Annotated in this window: 18 protein-coding genes and 1 pseudogene; 10 read left to right on the top strand and 9 right to left on the bottom strand. The window is 67.5% G+C overall.

The features are described 5' to 3' along the window. Positions 1–39 precede the first annotated feature (39 nt). The 5 genes from ACNR9W_RS04100 (at position 40) to ACNR9W_RS04080 (ending at position 5,925) form a co-directional block, all read left to right on the top strand. Positions 40–1,557, top strand: coding sequence for an ABC transporter ATP-binding protein (locus tag ACNR9W_RS04100; protein WP_419270581.1), 1,518 nt, complete (start codon positions 40–42; stop codon positions 1,555–1,557). Next, positions 1,554–2,630 carry an ABC transporter permease gene (locus tag ACNR9W_RS04095; protein ID WP_419270579.1) on the top strand — a complete coding sequence of 359 codons (1,077 nt, stop codon included), beginning with the start codon at positions 1,554–1,556 and terminating at the stop codon, positions 2,628–2,630. The genes ACNR9W_RS04100 and ACNR9W_RS04095 overlap by 4 nt, the downstream gene beginning before the upstream one ends. After that, a complete protein-coding gene (locus ACNR9W_RS04090; protein ID WP_419270577.1) occupies positions 2,627–3,517 on the top strand; it encodes an ABC transporter permease in 891 nt (296 codons plus the stop codon). The genes ACNR9W_RS04095 and ACNR9W_RS04090 overlap by 4 nt, the downstream gene beginning before the upstream one ends. 40 nt (positions 3,518–3,557) lie before the next feature. Then, positions 3,558–4,634, top strand: a complete 1,077-nt coding sequence (locus tag ACNR9W_RS04085) for a BMP family ABC transporter substrate-binding protein (protein ID WP_419270575.1) — start codon at positions 3,558–3,560, stop codon at positions 4,632–4,634. Between the two features lie 274 nt (positions 4,635–4,908). Further along, on the top strand, positions 4,909–5,925 hold the full coding sequence (locus tag ACNR9W_RS04080; protein WP_458478625.1) for a glycosyltransferase: 1,017 nt from the start codon (positions 4,909–4,911) through the stop codon (positions 5,923–5,925). A gap of 23 nt (positions 5,926–5,948) precedes the next feature. On the opposite strand, the gene purU is transcribed toward ACNR9W_RS04080, so the two are convergent. The 4 genes and pseudogenes from purU to ACNR9W_RS04060 form a co-directional block, all read right to left on the bottom strand. Then, positions 5,949–6,833, bottom strand: a complete 885-nt coding sequence (purU, locus tag ACNR9W_RS04075) for a formyltetrahydrofolate deformylase (RefSeq protein WP_419270571.1) — start codon at positions 6,831–6,833, stop codon at positions 5,949–5,951. 124 nt (positions 6,834–6,957) lie between these two features. Further along, entirely contained in the window at positions 6,958–8,124 is a 1,167-nt protein-coding gene (locus ACNR9W_RS04070) for a M20 aminoacylase family protein (RefSeq protein ID WP_419270569.1), read from the bottom strand. Between the two features lie 65 nt (positions 8,125–8,189). Then, positions 8,190–9,532 (bottom strand): annotated as a pseudogene (locus ACNR9W_RS04065) (NAD(P)/FAD-dependent oxidoreductase). Continuing rightward, on the bottom strand, positions 9,529–11,361 hold the full coding sequence (locus tag ACNR9W_RS04060; protein ID WP_419270567.1) for an ABC transporter ATP-binding protein: 1,833 nt from the start codon (positions 11,359–11,361) through the stop codon (positions 9,529–9,531). The pseudogene ACNR9W_RS04065 and the gene ACNR9W_RS04060 overlap by 4 nt, the downstream one beginning before the upstream one ends. A gap of 257 nt (positions 11,362–11,618) precedes the next feature. Here ACNR9W_RS04060 and ACNR9W_RS04055 point away from each other — a divergent pair, with 257 nt between their 5' ends. The 3 genes from ACNR9W_RS04055 to ACNR9W_RS04045 all read left to right on the top strand — a co-directional run bounded on the left by ACNR9W_RS04055 (position 11,619) and on the right by ACNR9W_RS04045 (position 15,428). Continuing rightward, on the top strand, positions 11,619–13,322 hold the full coding sequence (locus tag ACNR9W_RS04055; protein WP_419270565.1) for a peptide ABC transporter substrate-binding protein: 1,704 nt from the start codon (positions 11,619–11,621) through the stop codon (positions 13,320–13,322). Positions 13,323–13,438: 116 nt separating this feature from the next. Further along, positions 13,439–14,446 (top strand): ABC transporter permease, encoded by a 1,008-nt coding sequence (locus tag ACNR9W_RS04050; protein WP_419270563.1) that lies wholly within the window; start codon positions 13,439–13,441, stop codon positions 14,444–14,446. Further along, positions 14,439–15,428 carry an ABC transporter permease gene (locus ACNR9W_RS04045; protein ID WP_419270561.1) on the top strand — a complete coding sequence of 330 codons (990 nt, stop codon included), beginning with the start codon at positions 14,439–14,441 and terminating at the stop codon, positions 15,426–15,428. The genes ACNR9W_RS04050 and ACNR9W_RS04045 overlap by 8 nt, the downstream gene beginning before the upstream one ends. An 82-nt stretch (positions 15,429–15,510) precedes the next feature. Here the strand turns inward: ACNR9W_RS04045 and ACNR9W_RS04040 are convergent, their stop codons facing one another. Genes ACNR9W_RS04040 through ACNR9W_RS04025 form a run of 4 tightly spaced genes read right to left on the bottom strand, consistent with a single transcriptional unit; the run spans position 15,511 to position 19,651 of the window. Further along, on the bottom strand, positions 15,511–17,847 hold the full coding sequence (locus ACNR9W_RS04040) for an aldehyde dehydrogenase family protein (RefSeq protein WP_419270559.1): 2,337 nt from the start codon (positions 17,845–17,847) through the stop codon (positions 15,511–15,513). A 7-nt stretch (positions 17,848–17,854) separates the two neighbouring features. Continuing rightward, a complete protein-coding gene (gene deoC / locus ACNR9W_RS04035; protein WP_419270557.1) occupies positions 17,855–18,793 on the bottom strand; it encodes a deoxyribose-phosphate aldolase in 939 nt (312 codons plus the stop codon). Next, complete coding sequence (locus ACNR9W_RS04030; protein WP_419270555.1) at positions 18,790–19,359, bottom strand: DUF1523 family protein; 570 nt, start codon at positions 19,357–19,359, stop codon at positions 18,790–18,792. Before ACNR9W_RS04030 ends, deoC begins: the two co-directional genes overlap by 4 nt. Before the next feature lie 13 nt (positions 19,360–19,372). After that, on the bottom strand, positions 19,373–19,651 hold the full coding sequence (locus tag ACNR9W_RS04025) for a hypothetical protein (RefSeq protein ID WP_419270553.1): 279 nt from the start codon (positions 19,649–19,651) through the stop codon (positions 19,373–19,375). A 154-nt stretch (positions 19,652–19,805) separates the two neighbouring features. On the opposite strand from ACNR9W_RS04025, the gene ACNR9W_RS04020 reads away from it, so the two are divergent. After that, a complete protein-coding gene (locus ACNR9W_RS04020) occupies positions 19,806–20,726 on the top strand; it encodes a cation diffusion facilitator family transporter (RefSeq protein WP_419270551.1) in 921 nt (306 codons plus the stop codon). Between the two features lie 52 nt (positions 20,727–20,778). Beyond that, positions 20,779–21,609: an EcsC family protein gene (locus ACNR9W_RS04015; RefSeq protein WP_419270549.1), complete on the top strand. Its 831-nt coding sequence runs from the start codon at positions 20,779–20,781 to the stop codon at positions 21,607–21,609. Here the strand turns inward: ACNR9W_RS04015 and ACNR9W_RS04010 are convergent. Further along, positions 21,573–23,939, bottom strand: a complete 2,367-nt coding sequence (locus ACNR9W_RS04010) for an ATP-dependent helicase (protein WP_419270546.1) — start codon at positions 23,937–23,939, stop codon at positions 21,573–21,575. The genes ACNR9W_RS04015 and ACNR9W_RS04010 overlap by 37 nt on opposite strands. Positions 23,940–24,025 lie beyond the last annotated feature (86 nt).

The raw sequence follows: 24,025 nt of genomic DNA, 5'->3' as shown, positions 1-24,025 counted from the left end.
GCTTGTTTTGACCGGCCGGACAAAAACAAGGGGACCGAGTTGACGGCAGCTGTGTTCCGGGCCGAGGGCCTTGGGAAAACCTATCCCGGCGTGCGCGCCAATGACGACGTGTCCTTTGCAGTCCAACCGGGCGAGATCCACGCCCTGCTGGGCGAAAACGGCGCGGGCAAATCGACGCTGGTCAAGATGATCTATGGCCTGGTGCGGCCCGACGACGGCCGGATGTTCCTGGGGGACGCGCCCCATGCGCCCCACGACCCCCGCGCCGCGCGCGCTGCCGGCGTGGCCATGGTGTTTCAGCATTTCAGCCTGTTCGACGCGCTGACCGTGGCCGAAAACATCGCCCTGGGGATGGAGAACCCGCCGCCGCGGCGCGAACTGTCGGCGCGCATCACCAAGGTCAGCCAAGATTTTGGCCTGCCGCTGAACCCCGCCCGCCGCATCGTCACCCTGTCGGCCGGCGAGCGCCAGCGGGTCGAGATCATCCGCTGCCTGCTGCAGGACCCGCGCCTGTTGATCATGGACGAACCCACCAGCGTCCTGACCCCGCAGGAGGCCGAGCTGTTGTTCGCGACCCTGCGCAAGCTGGCGGCCCAGGGCACCGCGATCCTCTATATCAGCCACAAGCTGGACGAGATCCGCGCCCATTGCGACCGCGCGACGATCCTGCGCCACGGTCGCGTGGTCGACAGCTGCGATCCGCGCGCCCATTCCGCGCGCGAACTGGCCGCGATGATGGTCGGCGGCGAGATGCGCATGGTCGACCGCAGCGGACGCGACGCGGGCGCTGTGCTGCTGGAGGTGCGCGACCTGGCCCTGCCGGCGCCGACGGCCGAGGGCATGTCGCTGAAATCCGTGAACCTGACCCTGCGCGCCGGAGAGATCCTGGGCATCGGCGGCGTCGCCGGCAACGGCCAGGACGAGCTGCTGGCCGCCCTGTCTGGCGAACTGCGCAGCGCCAGGGGCAGCATCACGCTGGAGGGGCGCGACCTGTCAGCCGAGCCGCCCGAACCGCGCCGCGCCGCGGGCCTTCTGTCCGCACCCGAAGATCGTCTGGGCCATGCTGCGGTGCCCGATTTCAGCCTGACCGAAAACACCCTGCTGACCGCCGGCGCCCGCAAGGGGCTGGTGCGCGGCGGCCTGATCGACCACGCCGCCGCGCGCCGCTATGCCGAGGACGTGATCGCAGGCTTTGACGTCCGCACCCCCGGCCCCGGTACGCCCGCCCGGGCCCTGTCGGGGGGCAACCTGCAGAAATTCGTGATCGGGCGTGAGGTCATGCAATCGCCCCGGGTGCTGGTCGTGAACCAGCCCACCTGGGGGGTGGACGCGGGCGCCGCGGCCGCCGTGCGCCAGTCGCTGCTGGACCTGGCCCGGCAGGGCGCCGGCGTCATCGTCATCTCTCAGGATCTGGATGAGCTTTTGGAACTGTCCGACCGCTTCTGCGCGCTGAACGAGGGCCGCCTGTCCGAACCCGTCCCGACCGAGGGACTGACGCTGGACCGGATCGGCCTGATGCTGGGCGGCGCCCACGGGATGGAGGAGGCCCGGATATGATCCAGTTCGTTCCCCGCCAGGCGGCCTCCGGCTTCTGGCAGATCGCGACGCCGGTAATGGCGGTCCTGGCCACAATGGTGGCGGGCGGCCTGCTGTTCGCGGCCTTGGGCCATGATCCGCTGGCGGCGATCCGCACCATCTTCTGGGACCCGCTTTTCGGTCCCGCCGCCTCCTATTCCCGACCGCAGCTTCTGGTGAAGGCCGCGCCGCTGATCCTGATCGCCAGCGGCTTGGCGATCGGGTTCCGCGCCGGCATCTGGAACATCGGGGCCGAGGGGCAATACATCATCGGCGGCATCACCGGCGCCGCCGTGGCGCTGGCCGCCTATCCGGCTGAAGGGATGTGGATCTTTCCCGCGATGGTCGTGGCGGGTGCGGCCGGTGGCTGGGTCTGGGGCATGATCCCCGCGCTGCTCAGGAACTGGTTCGGCGCCTCCGAGATCCTGGTCTCGCTGATGCTGGTCTATGTCGCACAGCGTGTGGCGGCCTGGATGGCCTTCGGGCCGATGAAGAACCCCGAAGGCTTCGGCTTTCCGGGCTCGCGCAACCTTCAGCAATACCCCGCCGCAGCCAACCCCGAGCTGATCGCTGGGACCGGCGCGCATTGGGGCGTGGTCGCGGCCGCCATGGCCGTGCTGGCCACCTGGTTCCTGATGAGCCGCCACATCCGCGGCTTTCACATCCGCGCGGCCGGCATCGCGCCCCGTGCGGCGCGCTTCGCCGGGGTCCGTCCGCAGGCGCTGGTGGCCTTCTGCCTGGGGCTGTCGGGGGCCCTGGCCGGCATGGCGGGATTGTTCGAGGTCGCGGGTCCCGCGGGCCAGATCACCGACAAACTGGGCGTGGGCTATGGCTTCACCGCCATCATCGTGGCCTTTTTGGGACGGCTGCACCCGGTGGGCATCCTGCTGGCGGGCCTGTTGCTGGCCCTGACCTATATCGGCGGAGAGCTGGCGCAGCTGACTATGCAGCTGCCCGCAGCCAGCGTGCAGGTGTTCCAGGGGATGCTGCTGTTCTTCCTTTTGGGCTTCGACCTGCTGACCCGCTTCCAGATCCGCCGGAGGGTGAGCGCATGATGATCGATCCGCTTTCGGTGTTTCTGCTGCTGGTGGCAGCGGCGACGCCGATCCTGTTCGCGGCCCTGGGCGAGCTGGTCGTAGAACGCGCCGGCGTCCTGAACCTGGGCGTCGAGGGAATGATGATCACCGGCGCGCTGGCGGGCTTTGCCGCCGCCTATGCCAGCGGCAACCCCTTCCTTGGCTTTCTGGTCGCGGCGCTGGCGGGGGCTGCCATCTCGTTGCTGTTCGCCTGCCTGACCCAGGTCTTCCTTGCCAACCAGGTCGCCTCGGGCCTGGCGCTGACGCTGTTCGGGCTGGGCCTGGCCGCGATGTTCGGCAAGCCCTTCGAAGGGGTCAAGGCGCCGCCGATGCCCGCGGGGCCCCTGCGGATCAACTGGATCGTCTGGCTGGGCCTGGTGATAGTGCCGCTGGTCTGGTGGTTCCTGAACCGCTCGCGCGCAGGGCTGATCCTGCGCGGCGTGGGCGAGAATCACGAGGCCGCCCATGCCCTTGGCTATGATGTCCGGCTGACCCGCCTGGCCGCCATCGCCTTCGGCGGTGCCATGGCGGGCGTGGGTGGCGCCTTCATCTCGATCGCGACCGTCCTGCAATGGACCGAGGGCATGACCGCGGGCGCGGGCTGGATCGCACTGGCGATCGTCGTCTTTTCCAACTGGACGGCGGCGGGCGTTCTGGCCGGGGCCTGGCTGTTCGGCGGGGTGACCGTGCTGCAGCTGCGTCTTCAGGCGGCGGGGGTCGCGGTGCCGGTGCAGCTTTTGTCAATGGCCCCCTATCTTGCCACGATCATCGTGCTGGTGCTGATATCGGCCCGGCAGAAGTTCAGCCGCCGCGCGGGGGGCGCGGCGCCCGGATCGCTCGGCACGAATTTCCACGCGCTGCGATGAAACGCAGCCACTCCCCAACTCCAACAGAGGAATGACACATATGCATCGCAGAACCCTTCTGGCCTCGGCCTCGGCCCTTGTCATGGCGCTTGCCGCGCCTGCATTCGCGCAGGACGAGCCGCTGAAGGTCGGCTTCATCTATGTCGGTCCCGTGGGTGACGGCGGCTGGACCTATCAGCACGACCTGGCCCGCCAGGCAATCGAGGCCGAATACGGCGACCGCGTCGAGACCACCTTCATCGAAAGCGTCCCCGAAGGTGCCGATGCCGAGCGCGCGCTGACCCAGCTGGCACTGGCCGGCAACAAGCTGATCTTCGCGACCAGCTTCGGTTTCATGGATCCGGTGATGAACGTCGCCGCCAAGTTCCCCGACGTGAAGTTCGAACATGCCACGGGCTACAAGACGGCCGAGAACGTCGCCACCTACGACGCCCGCTTCTACGAGGGGCGCGCGGTCATCGGCACCATCGCGGGCCATATGACGGAATCGAACAAGATCGGCTATATCGGGTCCTTCCCGATCCCCGAGGTGATCCAGGGCATCAACTCCAGCTTCATTCATGCCCGCAAGGTCAACCCCGAGGTCGAGATGAAGGTGGTCTGGGCCTATAGCTGGTTCGACCCCGCCAAGGAGGCCGAGGCCGCATCCGCCTTGCTGGCCGAAGGCGTGGACGTGATCCTGCAGCACACCGATTCGACTGCGCCGCTGGCCAAGGCGCAGGAGGCCGGCGCCATCGGCTTTGGCCAGGCCAGCGACATGGCCGCGTTCAAGCCTTCGCCCCGCGTGGCGTCGATCATCGACGAATGGTCGCCCTATTACCTCAAGCGCGTGGGCCAGGTCCTGGACGGCACCTGGGAGAGCGGCTCCAGCTGGGCCGGCATCGGCGAGGGCGAGGTCGTCATCGGCGAGATCACCGAGGCCGTGCCCGCCGAGGTCAAGGCCGAGGCCGAGGCGCTGCGCGACGCCATCGGCGCAGGCGAGTATCACCCCTTCACCGGCCCGCTGAACAAGGCGGACGGCACGCCCTGGCTGGCCGAGGGCGAGACCGCCTCGGACGCCGATCTGCAGAGCATGGACTTCTTCGTCGAAGGCATCACCGCCCAGATCCCGCAGTAAGATCACTGGCGATCATGCATCCGGCGGCCAGACCGCCGGGTGCATGTGCAAGGCCTAAGCCCGGTGTGGCCGGGCTTGCAGCTTGCCGCCCGAACGAGGGCGTGACAGGGTGCCGGAGAGCTTCTGTTTGCCGTGGTCATGCATGCCGGTTTCACCTTTTCCCGAGCTTTTGAAGGGCGTTTACGGTCGCCTTCCCGGTCCCTGGACGGCGGGAGTGGATCTCTATCTCGGGCGCAGGCATGGCGGCAGGCGGCAGCCAGCGCGCCTGGACGTGATGACCGCCCTCGGCGGTGCGGAGGTGGATGTCCTCCAGGTGATGCTGCTCTCGCTGTCGGAAACTCATCCCCGGGACCGGGTCGAGTTCTGGCTGCTGCATCTGGGCCTTGCGGCGGAAAAGCTGGCTGAGCTTACCGCGTTCTGCGACGGGCTGCCCAACCTTCGCCTGCATCTCGTCCGGGTCCCCGACCGTGACCAATTCGTTCTTCTCAGCAAGCTGGGCGGGCGGCCTTTCGGGGCGAGGTTCCTGTGGTTCGTCGCCCATCTTCACCTTCCGGCCGATCTGCAGCGGGTCATCTTCCTTGACCCGCTGGACACGCTTGTGACAGACGACCTGGTTCCCTTTCTCCACCACCCCTTCGCGGGACGTTATGTCGTTGCCTGCCGTGAGGTTCCGTCGCTGCCCCCGCTCATCATCAAGCCGGGTCGTGCGGCACATGCGGATGGCGCCCCCGCGGCCAGGATCCTGCGTGCGTCGAAAGGAGTGATGAACAGCGGTGTGATGGTGATCAATCTGGCCAAGATGCGCCGCGACCAACTCGGGGTCGATCACTACATCGAGGTCGCCCGGTGGGCGCGGGACGAGATGGGATTGACCTTCGGCGACCAGGGACTGTTCTCATTGACCCATGGCAGCCATTACCTGCAAGCGCATGACCGGAACAACTTCCGCTTTTTCAGCTCTCCCGGGAGAGTCCCGAAGATGCGGCCGTCGGTCCTGCATTTTGCCGGAAACATCCCGAAGCCGTTCAACCTGCGCCTGTCACTGCAACAGGAACAGCAGATAGCCAGGCTCAGCCAGACGGCCAGCCGGGGGATCGTTCACCTGACACCCCGCCAGATCATCAGCCCGGCCTTCTTTCGCCATTACAGGTCCTGGTGGGAGACCTGTGCTCGGACGCCCTGCTTTGCGCGCCTCGCGCCCTTGGCGGATGCCAGGACGGCCCTGACGCTGGCCAATATCCACGCCGATCCCACGGCGAACCGCGCGGCGCCTGCCCGTGCGGCCGGCTGACAGCCGGCCGCAAAGGTGATGCCTCAGCCCATCCGCTCGCTGACATAGCTGCCCGGCGAGGGCGGGAAGACGACGGTCTTGGACGCGTTCAGGAACACGCGGCCGTGGATATGGGCATGGACCGCGCGGGCCAGGACCTGCGCCTCCACGTCGCGACCCAGGGAGACATAGTCGCCGGGCGACTGCGCATGGGTCACGCGGACGGTGTCCTGCTCGATGATCGGGCCCTCGTCCAGGTCGGCGGTGACATAATGGCTGGTGGCGCCGATCAGCTTCACGCCGCGCTCATAGGCCTGCTTGTAGGGGTTGGCACCCTTGAAGCTGGGCAGGAACGAATGGTGGATGTTGATGATCCGCCCCGACATCTGCTGGCACATCCGGTCGGACAGCACCTGCATGTAGCGCGCCAGCACGACCAGTTCGGCGCCGGTCTGGTCGATGATCTCCATCTGCTGCGCCTCGGCCTGGGCCTTGTTCTCGGGCGTGACGCGGATCATGTGGAACGGGATGTCGTGGTTGACGACGACCTTCTGGTATTCATGGTGGTTCGAGATGACGCCCACGATGTCGATGGGCAGCGCGCCGATCCGCCAGCGGTACAGCAGGTCGTTCAGGCAGTGCCCGAAGCGGCTGACCATGATCAGCACCTTCTTCTTCACCGCGTCGTCGTTGATCTCGACTTCCATGTCGAAGCGCTTGGCGATGGGTGCAAAGCCGGCCCGCAGGCTTTCCAGCGTGGCGGCGCCTTCCGACTGGAAGCTGACGCGCATGAAGAAGCGGCCCGTCTCGACATCATCGAACTGGGCGCTGTCGGTGATGTTGCACTCGGCCTCGGCCAAGAACCCCGAAATGGCCGCGACGATGCCGCGGGTCGAGGCGCAGGTCACGCGGAGCGTATAGGTTTTCATGCGTCAGTCGTCCCCTTGTTGTCGGTGCGCGGCATCCGTGATCCGCGCAGCCGACATTTCAACCGATTGTCCATGATTGACAATCGCGTTTGCGACCGCACAGGGGCGTCGCGCGACATCCGCCTCAGGCGGCCGGCATCCGCGCCTCGATCATTCCGGCATACCAGCTGGAGCCGGCCGGGATCGCGTCGTCGTTGAAGTTGTAGGCGGGGTGGTGGACCATCGCCGTGTCGCCGTTGCCGACCCAGATATAGGCGCCGGGTCGTTCGTTCAGCATATAGCTGAAATCCTCGCCGCCCATCATCGGCTGCATGTCCATGTCGACATCGCCCGAGATCTGGCGCGCGACGTCGGCGGCCCAGTCCGTGGCCTGCGCGTCGTTCATCGTGACCGGATAGCCACGCTGGTAATCCACCTGCGCGGTGGCGCCCATCGCCGCGGCGATATTGGTGGCCACGCGGGTGATCCCCTCCTCCAGCTGGTCGCGGACCTCGGGGGCGAGACTGCGGGCGGTGCCCTTCAGCTTGACCACCTGCGGGATCACGTTATGCGCCGTCGAATCCGTGCTGACCACGCAGACGGAAATCACCGCGTTCTTCAGCGGGTCGATGTTGCGCGCCACGACCGATTGCAGGGCCACAATGATCTGCGCGGCGGTCAGGGTCGTGTCGATGCATTCGTGCGGCTTGGCGGCATGGCCGCCCTTGCCGGTCACGGTGATGTCGAACTGGTCGGCCGCCGCCATCATCGCGCCCGGGCGGATCGAAAAGCTGCCCACGGGCATTCCGGGCATGTTGTGCATGCCGTAGAACTCGTCGATCTTCCAGCGGTCGACCAGGCCGTCCTTGACCATGGCCTCGCCCCCGGCCCCGCCCTCCTCGGCGGGCTGGAAGATCACGATCGCGGTGCCGTCGAAATTGCGGGTCTCGGCCAGGTATTTCGCCGCGCCCAGCAGCATGGCGGTGTGGCCGTCATGGCCGCAGGCATGCATCTTGCCCGGCGTCTTGGAGGCATATTCGACGCCCGTCTGCTCGATGATGGGCAGGGCGTCCATGTCCGCGCGCAGGCCCACGACACGGCCGCGGCTGTCGCTCTTTCCCTTGATCACGCCCACCACGCCGGTCCGGCCGACGCCTTCAACGACCTCGTCGCAGCCAAAGTCGCGCAGCAGCTGGGCCACCCGCCCCGCCGTCCGGTGAACATCATAGAGCAGCTCGGGATGTTCGTGGAAGTCGCGGCGCCAGGCGGTGATTTCGGGCAGAAGTTCGGCAAAGCGGTTCTTGACGGGCATGACAGTCTCCTTCGGGCGCAGGTTGGCGATTTCCTGCACGTTCTGCAAGAGGTCCGAACCTGCCTTTACAGGTCCGGGCCCAACCGGACGGGCGATCCGTCGGAAAAGCGGGCAAAGCGGAAGCGGCGCAGGTCATGCGCGGGCGACCGGCCCTGCATCATGTCGGCCATCACCCGGCCGATGCCGGGCCCGATGCCGAAGCCGTGGCCCGAGAGACCCGTGGCGACGAAGAAGCCCCTGACCGGGCTCTCGTCCAGCACCGGCACCTGGTCGGGCATGGTGTCGATCATCCCCGCCCAGGCCGCGCGCAGCCGGGGGCGGCCGATCTGGGGAAAGGCGGCGGCGAAATCCGACTGCAGCCGCGCCAGCCGGGCCGGGTTCGGATCGGGGGACAGGACACGCATCGCCTCGAACGGCGATGCCGCGTCGGGCTTCCAGCGGCGCGGCGTGGTCCAGGCATCGGGATAGCCGCGGGGGGCGGACGCCTGCAGCCGGGTCAGCCGCAGGTCGCGGCGGATCATCGGCAGATAGGTCCGCAGATGCCGCGCTGCCGCGGGTCCCACCCAGAAATCATGTGCCATGCCCGGCGCCAGCGTATAGCCCCCATCGACGCGCCGCCGGAAGGCAAAGTTTGCATCCGTCGCGGCACCCGACCAGAAATCTGGCATCGGCTCGGTCGCGGCGACGGTGGCGCGCACCGACAGCTGCGGCAGCGACAGGCCGGCATTGGCAGCGAAGAGCCCCGACCAGGCGCCCCCCGCCAGCAGGACGCGATCGGCGCGGATCGGCCCCTCCTCGGTCACGACGCCGGTGACGCGCCCATCCTGCACGTCCAGCGCCCGGATCGCGCAATGTTCGCGGATCGCCACGCCTTCGGCCCGCGCCAAGCCGGCGATGGCGGGAACCGCCTGCCCCGGTTCGGCCCGCATGTCGGAGGGCGTCATCAGCGCCCCCGCCCAGTCCGCCTGATGCGGCAGCAGGCGCGCCAGCGCGTCGCGCCCGATCACATGGCTGTCCAGGCCATGCGCGCGCGCCACCTCCAGCCATCCTTCATAACGTGCCAGGGCGGCATCGTCGCGCGCCAGGAAGCTGACGCCGCAGGTGGCCAGCCCCAGCACCTCGCCCAGCTTCTGCGCCAGCGAGGTCCAGAGCCGCCGCGCCTCCAGCATGATCGGGATCTCGGCCTCGTCACGGCCCTGCGCCCGCACCCAGCCCCAGTTGCGGCTGGACTGTTCGCCCGCGATCACGCCCTTTTCGCACAGCACCACCCGCTGCCCCTCGCGGGCCAGGTAGAGCGCCGTGGTCACCCCGCGATGCCGCCGCCGATGATGATGACGTCGGCGGCCTTGGGCAGCGGGTCGCGGTATCGCGCGGCGGCGTCAGGGCCGATCGGCGGCGCGGCTTTCACGAATGGGTCACCGGATCGACCAGCACCCGGTGCCCCGGCGCGACCTCGCGATAGACCGAAGGGGCGGCCTGGTAATCGACGGGATGGATCGGTGACGGGATCGGGCGAAAGTTCAGATCCTCGCTGATCTTCTTCTGGCGCGGATCGGCCACCGGCACGGCCGACATCAGCTGGCGGGTATAGCTGTGCTGCGGGTTCTCGAAGACCTGCTGACGGGTGCCCAGCTCCACGATGCGGCCCAGATACATGACGCCCACATGGTGGCTGACGCGTTCGACCACCGCCATGTCGTGGCTGATGAACAGCATGGAAATGCCCAGGTCCTGCTGCAGCTCCATCAGCAGGTTCAGGACCTGTGCCTGCACCGACACGTCCAGCGCGGACACCGCCTCGTCGGCGATGATCAGCTTGGGGTTCAGGGCCAGGGCGCGGGCGATGGCGATGCGCTGGCGCTGCCCGCCCGACATCTCGTGCGGATAGCGGCGCATGTAGCTGCGCGGCAGCTCGACCCTGTCGAACAGCGCCGCGATCCGGTCCTGGCGTTCGCTGCGGCTGCCGATGCCGTAGTTCTGCATCGGCTCGGCCACCTGGTCATAGAGCTTCATGTGCGGGTCCAGGCTGGCGAACGGGTCCTGAAAGATCATCTGCATGTCGCGGCGCGCGCGGCGCAGCGCGCGCTGCGACAGGGCCAGGATATCGGTGCCGCCCAGGTCAACCTCGCCCGACTCCGGCTCCACCAGGCGCAGGATCGACCGCCCGCAGGTGGATTTTCCGCAGCCCGATTCGCCCACCAGCGACAGCGTCTCTCCGGAATTGATGGTAAAGCTGACATCCTCGACCGCGTGGACATGCGCGACGGTGCGGCGCAGGACGCCGCCCTTGACGGAAAACCGCGTGGTCAGGTTCCGGACCGTCAGCAGCGGCTTGGGATCGGCCACGATGATCGGCTCGGGGGCGCCCTGCGTGCCGTCGCCCATCAGGCGCAGGCGTTCGGGCGCGGGCTTGCCGGTCATCTCGCCCAGGCGCGGGACGGCGGCCAGCAGCATCTTGGTGTAATCCTCGCGCGGGGTCTCGAAGATCTGCTCGACCGGTCCCTCCTCGACCTTGGCGCCGCGATACATGACCACGACCCGGTCTGCCATCTGCGCGACCACGGCCATGTCATGGGTGATGAAAAGAACGGCAATCTGCTTTTCACGCTTCAGCCGGTCGATCAGGGCCAGGATCTCGGCCTGGATGGTCACGTCCAGCGCGGTCGTCGGCTCGTCGCAGATCAGCAGGCGCGGCTCGCAGGCCATGGCGATGGCGATGACGACGCGCTGGCGCATGCCCCCCGACAGTTCGTGTGGATACTGGTCCAGGCGCCGTTCGGGTTCGGGGATGCGGACCTGGCGCAGGATCTCCAGCGCGCGGGCGCGGGCCTCGGCCTTTTTCAGGCCCCGATGGGCGATCAGCCCCTCGACCAGCTGGTCGCCGACGGTGAAGACCGGGTTCAGCGCAGTCATCGGCTCTTGGAAGATCATGCCGATCTGGTTGCCGCGGATGTCGCGCATCGCGGTGCCGGACTGCGCGGCCAGATCGACCACCTGCCCGTCATCCTTCTCGAACATCAGCCGGCCTCCGGCGATGGTGCCGCCGCCGAATTCCACCAGCCGCATCAGCGACAGCGAACTGACCGACTTGCCGGACCCGGATTCGCCCACCACGCAGACGCATTCCCCCGGCTTGATGTTGAAGCTGACATCCTTGACCCCCACCACGACCCCGTCGCCGGTCTGGAACTCGACGCGCAGTTGTTCAATTGAAACAAGAGGTTCTTGGTCAAGCATCTGGGGCCCCGCACGCGTTGAAGCGATCAGGCTAGCCAAAGCCCCCGGAAAGTCAAAGCCGAAAGCCGCGGAATGGTCTGCGCGAATGATCTTGCTTTCGGCTTCGGCTTCGTTCGATGATGCGCGTATTCCGCAGGGACGATGACAACACGAACAAGCATCCGGAGAACCGGGGAAAGATCAAGAACAACAGCCCCCGAATGGCTGGATCCGGCGTGTGGGACCCTGCGGGTCGCAACACCCAACAGGAGAGCGTGATGAAATTGAGAACCGTTCTGATGGGCGCCGCCGCGATGATGGCGATGGCCCCTGCCGCCCATGCCGAGCGCGGCAGCGACGGTCAGCTGAACCTGATCCTCTGGCAGGCCCCCTCGACGATGAACCCCTATCTTTCGGGCGGCACCAAGGAGGTCATCGCCGGCAGCCTGGCGCTGGAACCGCTGGCGGGCTATGACGCCGAGGGCAACATCTATCCCCGCCTGGTCACCGAGATCCCCACGCTGGAGAACGGCGGCATCGCCGAGGACATGACCTCGGTCACCTGGACGCTGCGCGACGACATCACCTGGTCCGACGGCAGCGACGTGACGGCCGAGGACGTCGTCTTCACCGGCGAATACTGCATGCATCCCGAAGGCGGCTGTTCGCAGCTGGCCAAGTTCGAGGGCATCACCTCGATCGAGGCGGTCGATCCCAAGACCGTGCGCGTCACCTTCGACGCGCCGCGCCCGGACCCCTTCTCGGCCTTTGTGGGCGCGCAGTCGCCGATCCTGCAAAAGGCGCAGTTCGAAAGCTGCCTTGGCGCGAACGCCCCCACCTGCACGGACCAGAATTTCAGCCCGATCGGCACCGGCCCCTTCCGCGTCACGCAGTTCCTGACCAACGACACGATCTCACTGGAAGCCAATCCCGAATATCGCGACCCTGAAAAGCCGGCCTTCGCGACCGTGCTGGTCAAGGGCGGCGGCGACGCGGCGGGCGCGGCGCGGTCGGTGCTGGAAACCGGCGAGTTCGACTATGCCTGGAACACCCAGCTGGCCCCCGATGTCATCGCCGGCATGGAGGCTGCCGGCCGGGGCAAGGTCACGGCGGCCTTCGGCAGCCTGGTCGAGCGCATCCACGTCAACCTGACGGACCCGTCCTCCAGCCTGCCGGAGGGCGAGCGTTCGACGATGGAGCATCCGCATCCATTCCTGTCCGATCCGGCGGTGCGCAAGGCACTGTCGATGGCCATCGACCGCGAGTTGCTGGTCGAGATCGGCTATGGCCCGGCCGGCCAGCCGACCTGCAACTACGTGCCCGCCCCCGAGGCCTGGGCCTCCGACAACACCGAATGCCTGACGCAGGACATCGAGGGCGCCAACGCGCTGCTGGAAGAGGCCGGCTGGGTCAAGAACGGCAGCGGCATCCGTGAAAAGGACGGCGTCCCGCTGCGCATGACGTTCCAGACCTCGGTCAACGCGGTGCGCCAGGACTTCCAGGCGCTGATCAAGCAGTGGTGGTCCGAGATCGGCGTCGAGACCGAGCTGAAGACCGTCGATGCCTCGGTCTTCTTCGGGTCGGATGCGGGTTCGCCCGACACGCTGCAGAAGTTCTATGCCGACGTCCAGATGTATGCCGACAACTTCGACGGCACCAACCCGACGCCCTATCTGGCGAAATGGACCTGCAACAAGGCGCCCTCGCCCGCCAACCAGTGGCAGGGCGAGAATATCAGCCGCTTCTGCGACGAGGAATACGACCGCCTCGTCAACGAGGTCGATGGCGTCATGGACGCCGACGAGCGCGCCCAGATGGGCCGCAAGATGAACGACATGCTGACCAAGGACAGCAACGCGATCATCCCGCTGGTCTATCGCGGCACCGCCTCGGCCCATGCCAACTCGCTTGGCGGCGTCGAGCTGAATGCCTGGGACAGCGAGATCTGGAACATCGCCGACTGGACCCGCGTCGAGCAGTGACATCCCGGCCGCCCCGGTTTCGCGACCGGGGCGGCGCCCCTCTTTCACGGCCCCGGACACCCGCGGGTCCGTGACGGAGGGACGGACATGACCGCAATTCCATCGACCGAGGCGCCATGCTGAGTTTCACCATCCGCCGGCTGCTGCTGGCGATCCCGACCCTGCTGTTCATCTCGCTGGTGATCTTCCTGCTGCTGGAGGCCTCGCCCGGCGACCCGTTGGGCGACGTTCCCCTGACCGTCCCGCCCGAGGTTCGCGAGCGGATGCGCGCCGCCCTGGGCCTGGGCGAACCCTGGCCCGTGCGCTACCTGCTGTGGCTCAAGCAGTTCTTCTGGGTTGAGCCGCTCTATTGGCTGGACCACGCCTTCGGCACCGACTTCAGCCAGGGAATGCAGCGCATCATCAGCTTCCAGTCGCGCAGCCCGGTCTTTGACGTGATCGCGCAGCGCCTGCCGCAGACGCTGATCGTCGTCGGCATGTCCTATTTGGTGGGCATCCTGATCGCGATCCCCATCGGCATCATCTCGGCCTACCGGCAGTACAGCTGGTTCGACCAGATCGGCACCTTCGTGTCGATGATCGGCTTCTCGATGCCGACCTTCTTTACCGGGGTCGTGCTGATCATCATCTTCGCAGTAAACCTGCAGTGGTTCCCCTCGGTCTATGACACCACGCTGAAGGTGACGGACTGGGACAGCTTCTGGCAGCAGGCGCGGCAGATGGTCATGCCGGTGACGGTGCTGGCGCTGTACAACGCGGCGCAGATCAGCCGCTTCATGCGGTCATCCATGCTGGACAACCTGGGCCAGGACTATGTCCGCACCGCCCGCGCCAAGGGCCTGTCCGAACGCGTGGTGGTGCTGAAACACGTCCTGCGCAACAGCCTGATCCCGGTCATCACCGTCATCGCCCTGGGCCTGCCCGCGGTCTTCGGCGGCGCCATCATCACCGAGCAGGTCTTCAAGGTGAACGGGCTGGGGCAGCTGCTGATCTCTTCCATCCATGCCAACGACATTCCCATGGTGCTGACGCTGACCTTCATCTTCGCCATCCTGATCGTCACCTTCACCCTGATCGCAGACATCCTCTACGGGGTGCTGGACCCGAGGATCCGCTATGATTGACACGACCCGCTCGAAGGACGCCCAGGCCCTGCAGGCGGCCGCCGGAAACGCCGCCACCCCCGAGGCCGCCAGCCCCCCTGTCGTCCCGCCCGCGGGCGCGGTCGAGACGCGCAGCCAGTGGTCCGACGTCTGGCGCCAGTTCCGCAGCCACAAGGGCGCGATGGTGGCGCTGGTCATCTTTCTGTCGATCATCCTCTTCGTGTCGGTCGGGCCGCTGATCTGGACCGTGGATCCGACCTATGTCGACATCCGCGCCCGCAATTCGGGCTTTTCCCTGGCCCATCCGCTTGGCACCGACCAGCTGGGCCGGGACCTGCTGGCGCGGCTGATGGCGGGGGGACAGGTGTCGATCGCCGTGGGCCTGACGGCCATGCTGATCGCGATCTTCCTGGGCAGCCTGATCGGCGTGACCTCGGGCTATTTCCGCCGGCTGGACGCACCGCTGATGCGCTTGACCGAACTGTTCCTGGCGCTGCCGCTGCTGCCCCTGCTGCTGCTGATGGTGACGCTCTTCCGCGAACCGCTGTCGCAGAACTTCGGCACCGCCTTCGGGATCTTCCTGCTGATCGTGTCGGCCATCGGCGCGACCAGCTGGATGCAGGCCGCGCGCATCGTCCGCGGCGAGGTGTTGGGCCTGAAGGAGCGGGAATTCATCCTCGCCGCCCGGTCCATCGGCACGCCCGCCCACCGGATGATCCTGCGGCACATCCTGCCCAACGTGCTGTCGCCGATCATGGTCGCGGCGACCCTGGGCATCGCCACCGCGATCATCACGGAATCCGCTCTGTCCTTCCTGGGCCTCGGCTTTCCGCCCGACTTTCCGACCTGGGGACGTCTGCTCTATGACGCGGTGGACCAGATGGTGCTCTATCCGTGGCGCGTGATCTTTCCGGGCGTCCTGATCTCGCTGACGGTGCTTTGCGTGAACTATATCGGCGACGGGCTGCGCGACGCGATGGATCCCCGCATCCGCGGCCGGTGAAGGGAGCCGCAGGAAGTCCCTGTTCGTTGGAAAATCGCTGGGGGTCGACTGACTTTAGGGGCGCAAGCGCCCCCTTTTTCGTTCAATAGGCCGCGCTGCCGCTGCCCGCAGGCAGGGCGCCATAGGGCAGCCAAATGGTCTTCTGCCGGGTTGCATGGCGCAGAAAGGTTTCGCCCTGTGCATCCGGCCCCGTCCAGTCCCGGGCGGCGGGCGCCCAGACCGGCTTGAGGTTGCCCGCAGCGGCGCGATCGACGGCCGCCAAGCCGTCGGACGTGCCGCAATACCACATGGCCGCCACCTCCTCATGGGCGGCCAGCGGAACCGCCAGTTCGTCGCGCGCGCCGGTCACGATGTTCACCACCCCCGCCGGAAGGTCCGACGTGTCAAAGACCTGGTACAGGTCGGTCACCGCCAGCGGATCGTTCTGCGCAGGAATGGCCACGACCGCGTTGCCCATCGCGATGGCGGGCAGGACCAGCGACAGGAATCCGGCCAAGGGTTGCGCATTCGGGCAGGCGATGCCGATCACGCCTAAGGGTTCGGGGATGACGTTCACCAGGTGGCCCGGCTTGGCCTGGACATTGGCCCCGTCGAACTTGTCCGCCCAGGCCGCATAGTGGAAGCAGCGGCCGATCGCGGCCTCCACTTCGGCCCGGCTGGTGCGGGCGGCGAATTCCGCGGCGCGCGCCGACAGGTTCTCGGCGATGTAGAACAGGACCTGTGCGCGGGCATGGCCGCCCATCGCCGCCCATTTCCCGGCCTTGGCCGCCGCCTCGACCGCGTTCCGGATGTCCTTGCGATTGCCCAAGGGGGCCACGCCTCCCGGCACCGCATAATTGCCGCCCCCATCGGGGCGCTTCTGCGCGCCCCCGATATAGAGCTTTGCCGTCCGGTCGATACCCTGCGGGGCCGGCGCGTCGCCCGACGGGGTGGCCGAGACGCGCTGCAGGGCTTCCTCGGGGCGCGCGGATATCAGCGCTTCGGCCAGGTAATCCAGCATGCCGCTGCGCCCGCCCTCGCGGCCATAGCCGCTTTCGCGATAGCCGCCAAAGGGTGCTGCAGCATCGAACAGGTTGGCGCTGTTGATCCAGACCACGCCCGCCTTGATCCGCGCGGCCAAATCGGTCGCGACGGTCGCGCTTTCCGACCAGACCGAGGCCGCCAGACCATATCGGGTGTTGTTCGCCAGCTCGACCGCCTCGTCCGCGGTGCGGAAGGTGGACAGCGTCGCGATGGGGCCAAAAATCTCCTGCTCCATCCCGGGATTGGCTGGGGCGATGTTCTTCAGATAGCCGGGCGCGATGAAGCAGCCCTCCTGCGCCTGCCCGCCGACCAGTTCGGCCCCCGCCTCGGTCGCGGCGCGGCAGATCGACAGGATGCGGTCCTTCTGGACCGGATCGACGATGGCGCCGACATCGGTCGACTTGTCCAGGGGCGGTCCGACGCGCATCCGCGACATGCGGAACGACAGCAGCGCCTCGAAACGGTCGGCAACGGCCTCGGCCACCAGGATGCGCGACCCCGCGCAGCAGACCTGGCCCTGGTTGAACCAGATGCTGTCGACGACGCCCTCGACGGCCGCGTCGAGGTCCGCATCCTCCATCACGACGAAAGGCGACTTGCCGCCCAGCTCCAGCGTCAGCCGCCGGCCCGTCCCGGCCAGCGCCTGCGCGATGCCGCGCCCGACCTCGGTCGAGCCGGTGAAGGCGATCTTGTCCACCGGCGCCTGGACCAGCGCGGCGCCGGTTGCGCCGTCACCGGTCACGATGTTGACGACCCCTGCGGGCAAACCGACCTCCTGGCAGATCTGGGCAAAGGCCAAAGCCGTCAGGGGCGTGTATTCGGCGGGCTTCAGGACCACGGTGTTGCCGGCCGCCAGCGCAGGCGCCACCTTCCAGGCCAGCATCAGCAGTGGGAAGTTCCAAGGGATGATCTGGCCGCAGACGCCCAGGGGGGTCAGGCCCGGAAACTGGCTGTCGCGCAGTTCGGCCCAGCCGGCATGGTGATAAAAATGCCGCGCGACCAGCGGCACGTCGATGTCGCGCGCCTCGCGGATCGGCTTGCCGTTGTCCAGGCTTTCCAGGACCGACAGAAAGCGTTCCCGCTTTTGCACATGCCGCGCCAGCGCATAAAGGTACCGCGCCCGCTCTGATCCCGACAGCGCCGCCCAAGGCCCCTGCGCCTGCCGCGCAGCCGCGACCGCGGCCTCAATGTCGGCTTGGGTCCCCTGGCTGACGCGTGCCAGAACCTCGCCGGTCGCGGGATCGCGTGTCTCAAAGGTGGTGTCTGGCTCGGTGAAGGTCCCGCCGATGAAATGGCCAAAGGTGCCCTGGCGCGCCAGCCAGTCGCGCACGGCGCTGCTGTCCTCGACTGAGGGGCCGTATTCCATGCTTTCCATGATCTCGCTCACGTGGCTCATCGGGACCTCAGGCTAGGGCTTGGCGGTGGGCGCTGGCATAGCGGCCCGTGACGTGGTGGCTGATCTGGCGCTCGATATCGCCCAGAAGACTGCTGGCACCGATGCGGAACAGGTCTGGCCGCAGCCAGTCGCGGCCCAGTTCCTCGGCCATCAGCACCTGCCAGCTGATCGCATCCTTGGCGGTGCGCAGCCCGCCCGCGGGCTTGAAGCCCACCTTGATGCCGGTGCGGGCGTGGTAATCCCGGATGGCGCGGCACATGACCAGGCTGACCGGCAGGGTCGCGTTCACGCCCTCCTTGCCGGTCGAGGTCTTGATCCAGTCCGACCCGGCCTGCATCGCCACATGGCTGGCCCGGGCCACGTTCTCCAGCGACTTCAGATCGCCCGTGGCCAGGATCGCCTTCATCCGTGCGGTCCCGGAGGCCTCGCGCATCGCGCGCAACTCGTCATAGAGCGCCGTCCAGTTGCCCTGCAGCACATGGGCGCGGGTGATGACGATGTCGATCTCATCCGCGCCCTGGTCCAAGGCATAGCGGATCTCGGCCAGGCGCAGGTCCAGGGGCATCAGGCCCGCGGGAAAGCCCGTGGCGACGCTGGCGACCGGGATGCCGCTGTTGCCCAGGGCGCGCTTTGCAGGCGCGACCATCGTCGGATAGACGCAGACGGCGCCCGTGGTCAGGCCCGTGACGCCCATCGCCTCCAGCAGATCGGCGGCGATCGGCTGGCGCGCCTTGGCACAAAGCCGCGCGACCCGGTCGGGCGTGTCGTCGCCCGCCAGCGTCGTCAGGTCGATGCAGCGCACCGCGTTCAGCAGCCAGGCCGCCTGGTGGTCCTTCTTCAGGCTGCGCCGCGCGGGCAGCGTGGCGGCCCGACGCTCGGTCGCGGGGGTGTTGATGCGGATGCCCTCGAACCAGTCGAGCCGCAAATCGGTGCCCGGATTGCTCATGCCCGCCCCCTGCTGAACCGTGCCGCGCCGCGATCCCGGAACTGCGCCCACATGCGCCAGACCAGCGCCAGCAGGATCAGCAGCACGGCGCAGACGACCATCGCGGCCCAGTTCACCGGCCGGTCGTCGGCTCCCCCGACCGTGTTGATCGAAATCGCATTGGGATAGGTGGAAAGCCAGGGCATCCGCCAGCCATAGGCGGTGACGCTGACCCAGATCGGATCGCGCGAGGTCGATTGCAGGTTCGTGGCCTCGGCCTGCAGGTTGGCGCTGTCATACTTGAAATAGGGTGGCCAGACCCAACCCGTGTCCTCGTTGCGATAAACGAAGACGTGGCCGCCGGGCCGCACGGCGTCGATGAAGCGCACGTCCCGTTGGCCCTGCGCGTTCTCGACCGTGCCGGTGCTGTCAGAGGCCCAGAAGACCGAGGCCGAGGGCGGGATCGCCGTCAGGCGGTTGTAGGTGTTGCTGATCCGGACCGTGCTTTTCGACGGCAGGGTATAGTCCAGCAGGCCGAAGACCAGGATGCCGAACAGAACGCCGATGACGACGCGCACGTAATACATGATGCGGCAGCTCCTATTGCCAATTGACCAGAACGATGATGACCAGGACGGCCAGCGTGGGCAGCACGAACACCAGGGCCGTCAGCCGCACCCGCAGGCTGCGGTTGAAGCCCGTCATGGCCTTGGCGATGAACGCGCGCCGCGCGGCGCTGTTCCCCGCCTGTTCCGGATGACGTGCGTCCCATCGCCGCTCCAGCCGCTCGACCTGCTGCGACCGGACATAGATGCGCAGCAGCACGTAGAAGACGGCCTGGATCGCGAACAGAAACAGCCACAGCCGGATCAGCGCCACATTGCCCCTGCCTTCCCTCGTATCACCGCCGACCCTAGCACGCGGCCGCCGCGCAGGGCCAGATGTCGCGTGGCGTCACGGGCGGGGGCCGGGTCGCGGATGCTGCAACCCTTTGATGCCACGCGGCGTTCGCATCGGGAACCAGGGGCCGGGAATGACCGAACAGGGCGTGCTGAAACTGTCGATCGCGATGACCTTCGCGGTGGCGCTGGCGGGCATCGCCTTTGGCCTGGCCTCGGGATCGGCCTCGATCATCTTCGACGGGATCTATTCGCTGACCGACGCCTCGATGACCTCGGTCGCGCTGCTGGTCTCGACGCTGATCACCGCGCGCCTGTCCGAACGCCGGCAGGCGCGCCTGGTTGCGCGCTTCACCATGGGGTTCTGGCACCTGGAGCCGATGGTCCTTGGGCTGAACGGGGTGCTGCTGAGCGGGGCGGCGATCTATGCCCTCATCACCGCGATCGGCAGCCTTCTGGCCGGAGGCCGTCAGCTGGATTTCGGTCAGGCCAGCCTCTACGCGGCCGTCGTGGCCCTGGTGGCCATCGCCATGGCGCTGCACAACCACCGGGCCAACCGCCGCATCGGGTCCAGCTTTGTCGCGCTGGACGTCAAGGGCTGGGCGATGTCGGCCGCGCTGACCGGGGCGCTGCTTCTGGGCTTTGGCTTCGGCTGGACCATCCAGGGCACGTCGCTGGAATGGATTTCGCCTTATGTCGACCCGGGGATCCTGGCGCTGGTCTGCCTGGTGGTGATCCCGCTGCCGATCCCGGTGATCCGGCAGTCGCTGGCCGACATCCTGCTGATCACCCCGCCTGACATGATGGCCCAGGTCGAGGCGATCGCCCGCGACATCTGCGCCCGCCACGGCTTTCTGGGCCACCGCGCCTATGTCGCCCGCGTCGGCCGGGGCCGCCAGATCGAGCTCTATTTCATCGTCCCGACCGGCTGGCCCGCCAAGCGGCTGGAGGAATGGGACGCCATCCGCGACGAGATCGGCGAGGCGGTCGGCGGCGACATCGACAACCGCTGGCTGACCATCGCCTTCACCACCGATCCAGAATGGGCGGATTGACCGCCCGCCGCCGCGACCCCAGATCCAAGGGGCGCCCAGCAAAGGACTTGCCATGACCCTTCCCGCCGATCCCCGTGCCGATCTTCGCGCCGAACTGGACCGCATCGCGGCCAACCAGCTGAGCAGCCGCAGCATGCTGATGCGCGGGGTCGAGGCCGTGGGCCGTCTGACCGAAGGCGCCGCGACCACCGCGCTGAGCCTGTCGCCCGTCTCGCTGGAGGCGGTGCTGGAGAGCGCCTTTCGCCAGCTCTACGACCTGTCGGCCCGCAGCCAGGGGATCAGCGTCGTCCGCGATGCCCCGATGGTCGCCAACCGCGCGGCGGCGGTGCTCAGCGGTGCGACGGGCGGCTGGTTCGGGCTGGTGGGGCTGGTGCCGGACCTGGTCGCCTCGACCACGGTGATCTTCAACGCGATCCAGAAGGTCGCACGCAACAACGGCTTTGACACCACCGACCCGCAGGTGCGGCTGGAATGCCTGGCCGTCTTCCAGTTTGGGGAACCCGGCGCCGATGGCGACGCGGCTGCCAAGTCCTTCCTGGCCAACCGCGTGCTGACCAACGGGCAGACCGTCTCGGCCCTGATCTCTCGCTTTGCCGGCAGCTTTGCCGCGCGGCTGACCACCAAGCTGGGGGCCCAGGCCGTCCCGATCCTGGGGGCCGCCACCGGGGCCGCGATCAACTATGCCTTCGTCGATTACTACGAACGCGTGGCGCAGATCCATTTCCGGCTGCTGCGCCTGGCCGAGGATCACCCCGATCTGGACATCGACGCCGAATATGCCGAAGCCCTGCGCCGGGCCGCCGCCGCCCCCCGCAGCATCGCGGCGCGGCTGAAGCGCCGCAGCGATCAGAAAGGCACGTCATCCCCGCCGCCGGCTGGCTGAACATAGGCGGCCTTGATGTTCTTGAAGCCCGTCTCGAACTGCACAGTCAGGGTGTCCTCGGCGATGCCCATGATCTGGCCTTCGCCGAACTTGGCATGGCTGACGCGGTCGCCGACGCTGAAGCGTGCGGCCGGGGCCGCGTCGATGGTCACCGGCGTGCGATGGACCGGCCCCCGCCGTTCCGCCGCCCGCGCCTGCATCCGCTTCCAGCCGGGCGAGGCATAAACATCGGCCTTGGCGACGCGTTCGTCCATGCGCGTGCTGCCGGCCGAAGCCATGGCCGCGCCATAGCCGCCACCGTAAAGGCCCGGAGGCGTCAGAACCTCGACATGCTCTTCGGGCAGCTCGTCCACGAAACGCGACGGCAGGCTGGATTGCCACTGGCCATACATGCGGCGGTTTCCGGCAAAGCTGATCGTGGCCAGACGTTCCGCACGGGTGATGCCGACATAGGCCAGCCGCCGCTCCTCCTCCAGGCCCTTGGTGCCCTGTTCGTCCATGGCGCGCTGGTTGGGGAACAGCCCGTCCTCCCATCCCGGCAGGAAGACGACCGGAAACTCCAGCCCCTTGGCCCCGTGCAGGGTCATGATGCTGACCTGCTCGGCCTGATCGCCGTCGTCACGGTCCATGACCAGCGCGACATGTTCCAGAAAGCCCTGGAGGTTCTCGAACTCCTCCAGCGCCTTGACCAGTTCCTTGAGGTTGTCCAGCCGCCCCGGCGCGTCGGGCGACTTGTCGTTCTGCCACATGGCGGTATAGCCGGATTCGTCCAGCAGACGCTCTGCCAGCGCCACATGCGGACTGCCGGCCAGCACATCGCCATGGCTGCGCCCCATCAGCGCCACGAAGGCCCGTAGATTGGCCAGGCCCTTGCCGCCCAGATGGCCCTCGTCGACCGCAATCTTGGCGCCCTCCAGCAGGCTGACGCCGTTCTGCCTGGCGGCCATCTGGATGGTCTGCAGCGCCTTGTCGCCCAGGCCGCGCTTGGGGGTGTTCACGATCCGCTCGAAGGCCAGGTCGTCCTCGGGCGACACGACCAGCCGGAAATAGGCCATGGCGTCGCGGATCTCCTGCCGCTCGTAAAAGCGGGGGCCGCCGATGACCCGGTAAGGCAGGCCGATCGTCATGAAGCGGTCCTCGAAGGCCCGCATCTGGTGGCTGGCGCGCACCAGGATCGCGATGTCGTTCAGGCTCACGCGCCCCAGGCTGGCGCGGTGGCAGCCCTGAAAGGTCTCGATCTCCTCGCCGATCCAGCGGGCCTCGGCCTCGCTGTCCCAGTGCCCGATCAGGCGCACCTTGTCGCCCGGTTCGGCATCGGTCCACAGCGTCTTGCCCAACCGCCCCCGGTTCGCCGCGATCAGCCCCGAGGCCGCGCCCAGGATCTGCGGGGTCGAACGATAGTTCTGCTCCAGCCGGATCACCTCGGCGCCCGGAAAATCCTTCTCGAAGCGCAGGATGTTGCCGACCTCGGCCCCGCGCCAGCCATAGATCGACTGGTCGTCGTCGCCCACGCAGCAGATGTTGCGATGCGACTGCGCCAACAGCCGCAGCCACATGTACTGGGCGACGTTCGTGTCCTGATATTCGTCCACCAGGATATAGCGGAAGCGGTCCTGCCACTGGCGCAGCACGTCCGGATGCGCCTGGAACAGCGTCACGCAATGCATCAAAAGGTCGCCGAAATCGACCGCATTCAGCGTCAGCAGCCGGTCCTGATAGGCCGCGTAGAGCTTGCCCCCCCGGCCGTCAAAGGCCTCGCCCTCGCCGCGCGGCAGGTTCGGGGGCGTCAGGCAGCGGTTCTTCCAGCCGTCGATCAGGTGGGCCAGCTGCCGGGCGGGCCAGCGCTTTTCGTCGATGTTCTCGGCCGAGATCAGCTGCTTCAGCAGGCGGATCTGGTCGTCCGTGTCCAGGATGGTGAAGCTGGGCTTCAGGTGCAGCCCCTCGCGGCCGATCAGCTCGGCATGGCGACGCAGGATCTTGACGCTGATCGAGTGGAACGTGCCCAGCCAGGGCATCCCCTCGACCGTCTCGCCCAGCAGGCGGGCGATCCGGTCCTTCATCTCGCGCGCGGCCTTGTTGGTGAAGGTCACCGCCAGCATCTGCCCCGGCCGCGCCCGCCCCAGCATCAGCAGATGCGCGATCCGGGTGGTCAGGGCGCGGGTCTTGCCCGTGCCCGCACCTGCCAGCATCAGGACCGGGCCGTCCAGCGCCTCGACCGCCGCCCGCTGCGCGGCGTTCAGCCCCTCCAGATAGGCCGCGGGACGTGCCGACATGGCCCGCTGCGACAGCGGGACACGCACGAGATCATCGGAATCGTCGAAATGCTCCATCCCGCCAGCATAGGCAGACGGGCCTCACAAGGAAAGCCCGATGTTCCCTATCCGTTCCAGCCTTGTGCCACGGCCCGCAATTATCG

The organism is Paracoccus sp. T5, assembly GCF_048538155.2.
Lineage (GTDB): Bacteria > Pseudomonadota > Alphaproteobacteria > Rhodobacterales > Rhodobacteraceae > Paracoccus.
This window is presented reverse-complemented; position numbering and strand designations above follow the sequence as displayed.

Excerpts from the sequence above, each read along its gene's own strand:
- ACNR9W_RS04060 (WP_419270567.1), bottom strand. The coding sequence starts at position 11,361 with ATGCTTGACCAAGAACCTCTTGTTTCAATTGAACAACTGCGCGTCGAG.
- ACNR9W_RS04080 (WP_458478625.1), top strand. The coding sequence starts at position 4,909 with ATGACCGCCCTCGGCGGTGCGGAGGTGGATGTCCTCCAGGTGATGCTG.
- ACNR9W_RS04070 (WP_419270569.1), bottom strand. The coding sequence starts at position 8,124 with ATGCCCGTCAAGAACCGCTTTGCCGAACTTCTGCCCGAAATCACCGCC.
- deoC (WP_419270557.1), bottom strand. The coding sequence starts at position 18,793 with ATGAGCAATCCGGGCACCGATTTGCGGCTCGACTGGTTCGAGGGCATC.
- ACNR9W_RS04020 (WP_419270551.1), top strand. The coding sequence starts at position 19,806 with ATGACCGAACAGGGCGTGCTGAAACTGTCGATCGCGATGACCTTCGCG.
- purU (WP_419270571.1), bottom strand. The coding sequence starts at position 6,833 with ATGAAAACCTATACGCTCCGCGTGACCTGCGCCTCGACCCGCGGCATC.
- ACNR9W_RS04090 (WP_419270577.1), top strand. The coding sequence starts at position 2,627 with ATGATGATCGATCCGCTTTCGGTGTTTCTGCTGCTGGTGGCAGCGGCG.
- ACNR9W_RS04040 (WP_419270559.1), bottom strand. The coding sequence starts at position 17,847 with ATGAGCCACGTGAGCGAGATCATGGAAAGCATGGAATACGGCCCCTCA.
- ACNR9W_RS04030 (WP_419270555.1), bottom strand. The coding sequence starts at position 19,359 with ATGTATTACGTGCGCGTCGTCATCGGCGTTCTGTTCGGCATCCTGGTC.
- ACNR9W_RS04015 (WP_419270549.1), top strand. The coding sequence starts at position 20,779 with ATGACCCTTCCCGCCGATCCCCGTGCCGATCTTCGCGCCGAACTGGAC.
- ACNR9W_RS04045 (WP_419270561.1), top strand. The coding sequence starts at position 14,439 with ATGATTGACACGACCCGCTCGAAGGACGCCCAGGCCCTGCAGGCGGCC.
- ACNR9W_RS04095 (WP_419270579.1), top strand. The coding sequence starts at position 1,554 with ATGATCCAGTTCGTTCCCCGCCAGGCGGCCTCCGGCTTCTGGCAGATC.
- ACNR9W_RS04050 (WP_419270563.1), top strand. The coding sequence starts at position 13,439 with ATGCTGAGTTTCACCATCCGCCGGCTGCTGCTGGCGATCCCGACCCTG.
- ACNR9W_RS04085 (WP_419270575.1), top strand. The coding sequence starts at position 3,558 with ATGCATCGCAGAACCCTTCTGGCCTCGGCCTCGGCCCTTGTCATGGCG.
- ACNR9W_RS04055 (WP_419270565.1), top strand. The coding sequence starts at position 11,619 with ATGAAATTGAGAACCGTTCTGATGGGCGCCGCCGCGATGATGGCGATG.
- ACNR9W_RS04010 (WP_419270546.1), bottom strand. The coding sequence starts at position 23,939 with ATGGAGCATTTCGACGATTCCGATGATCTCGTGCGTGTCCCGCTGTCG.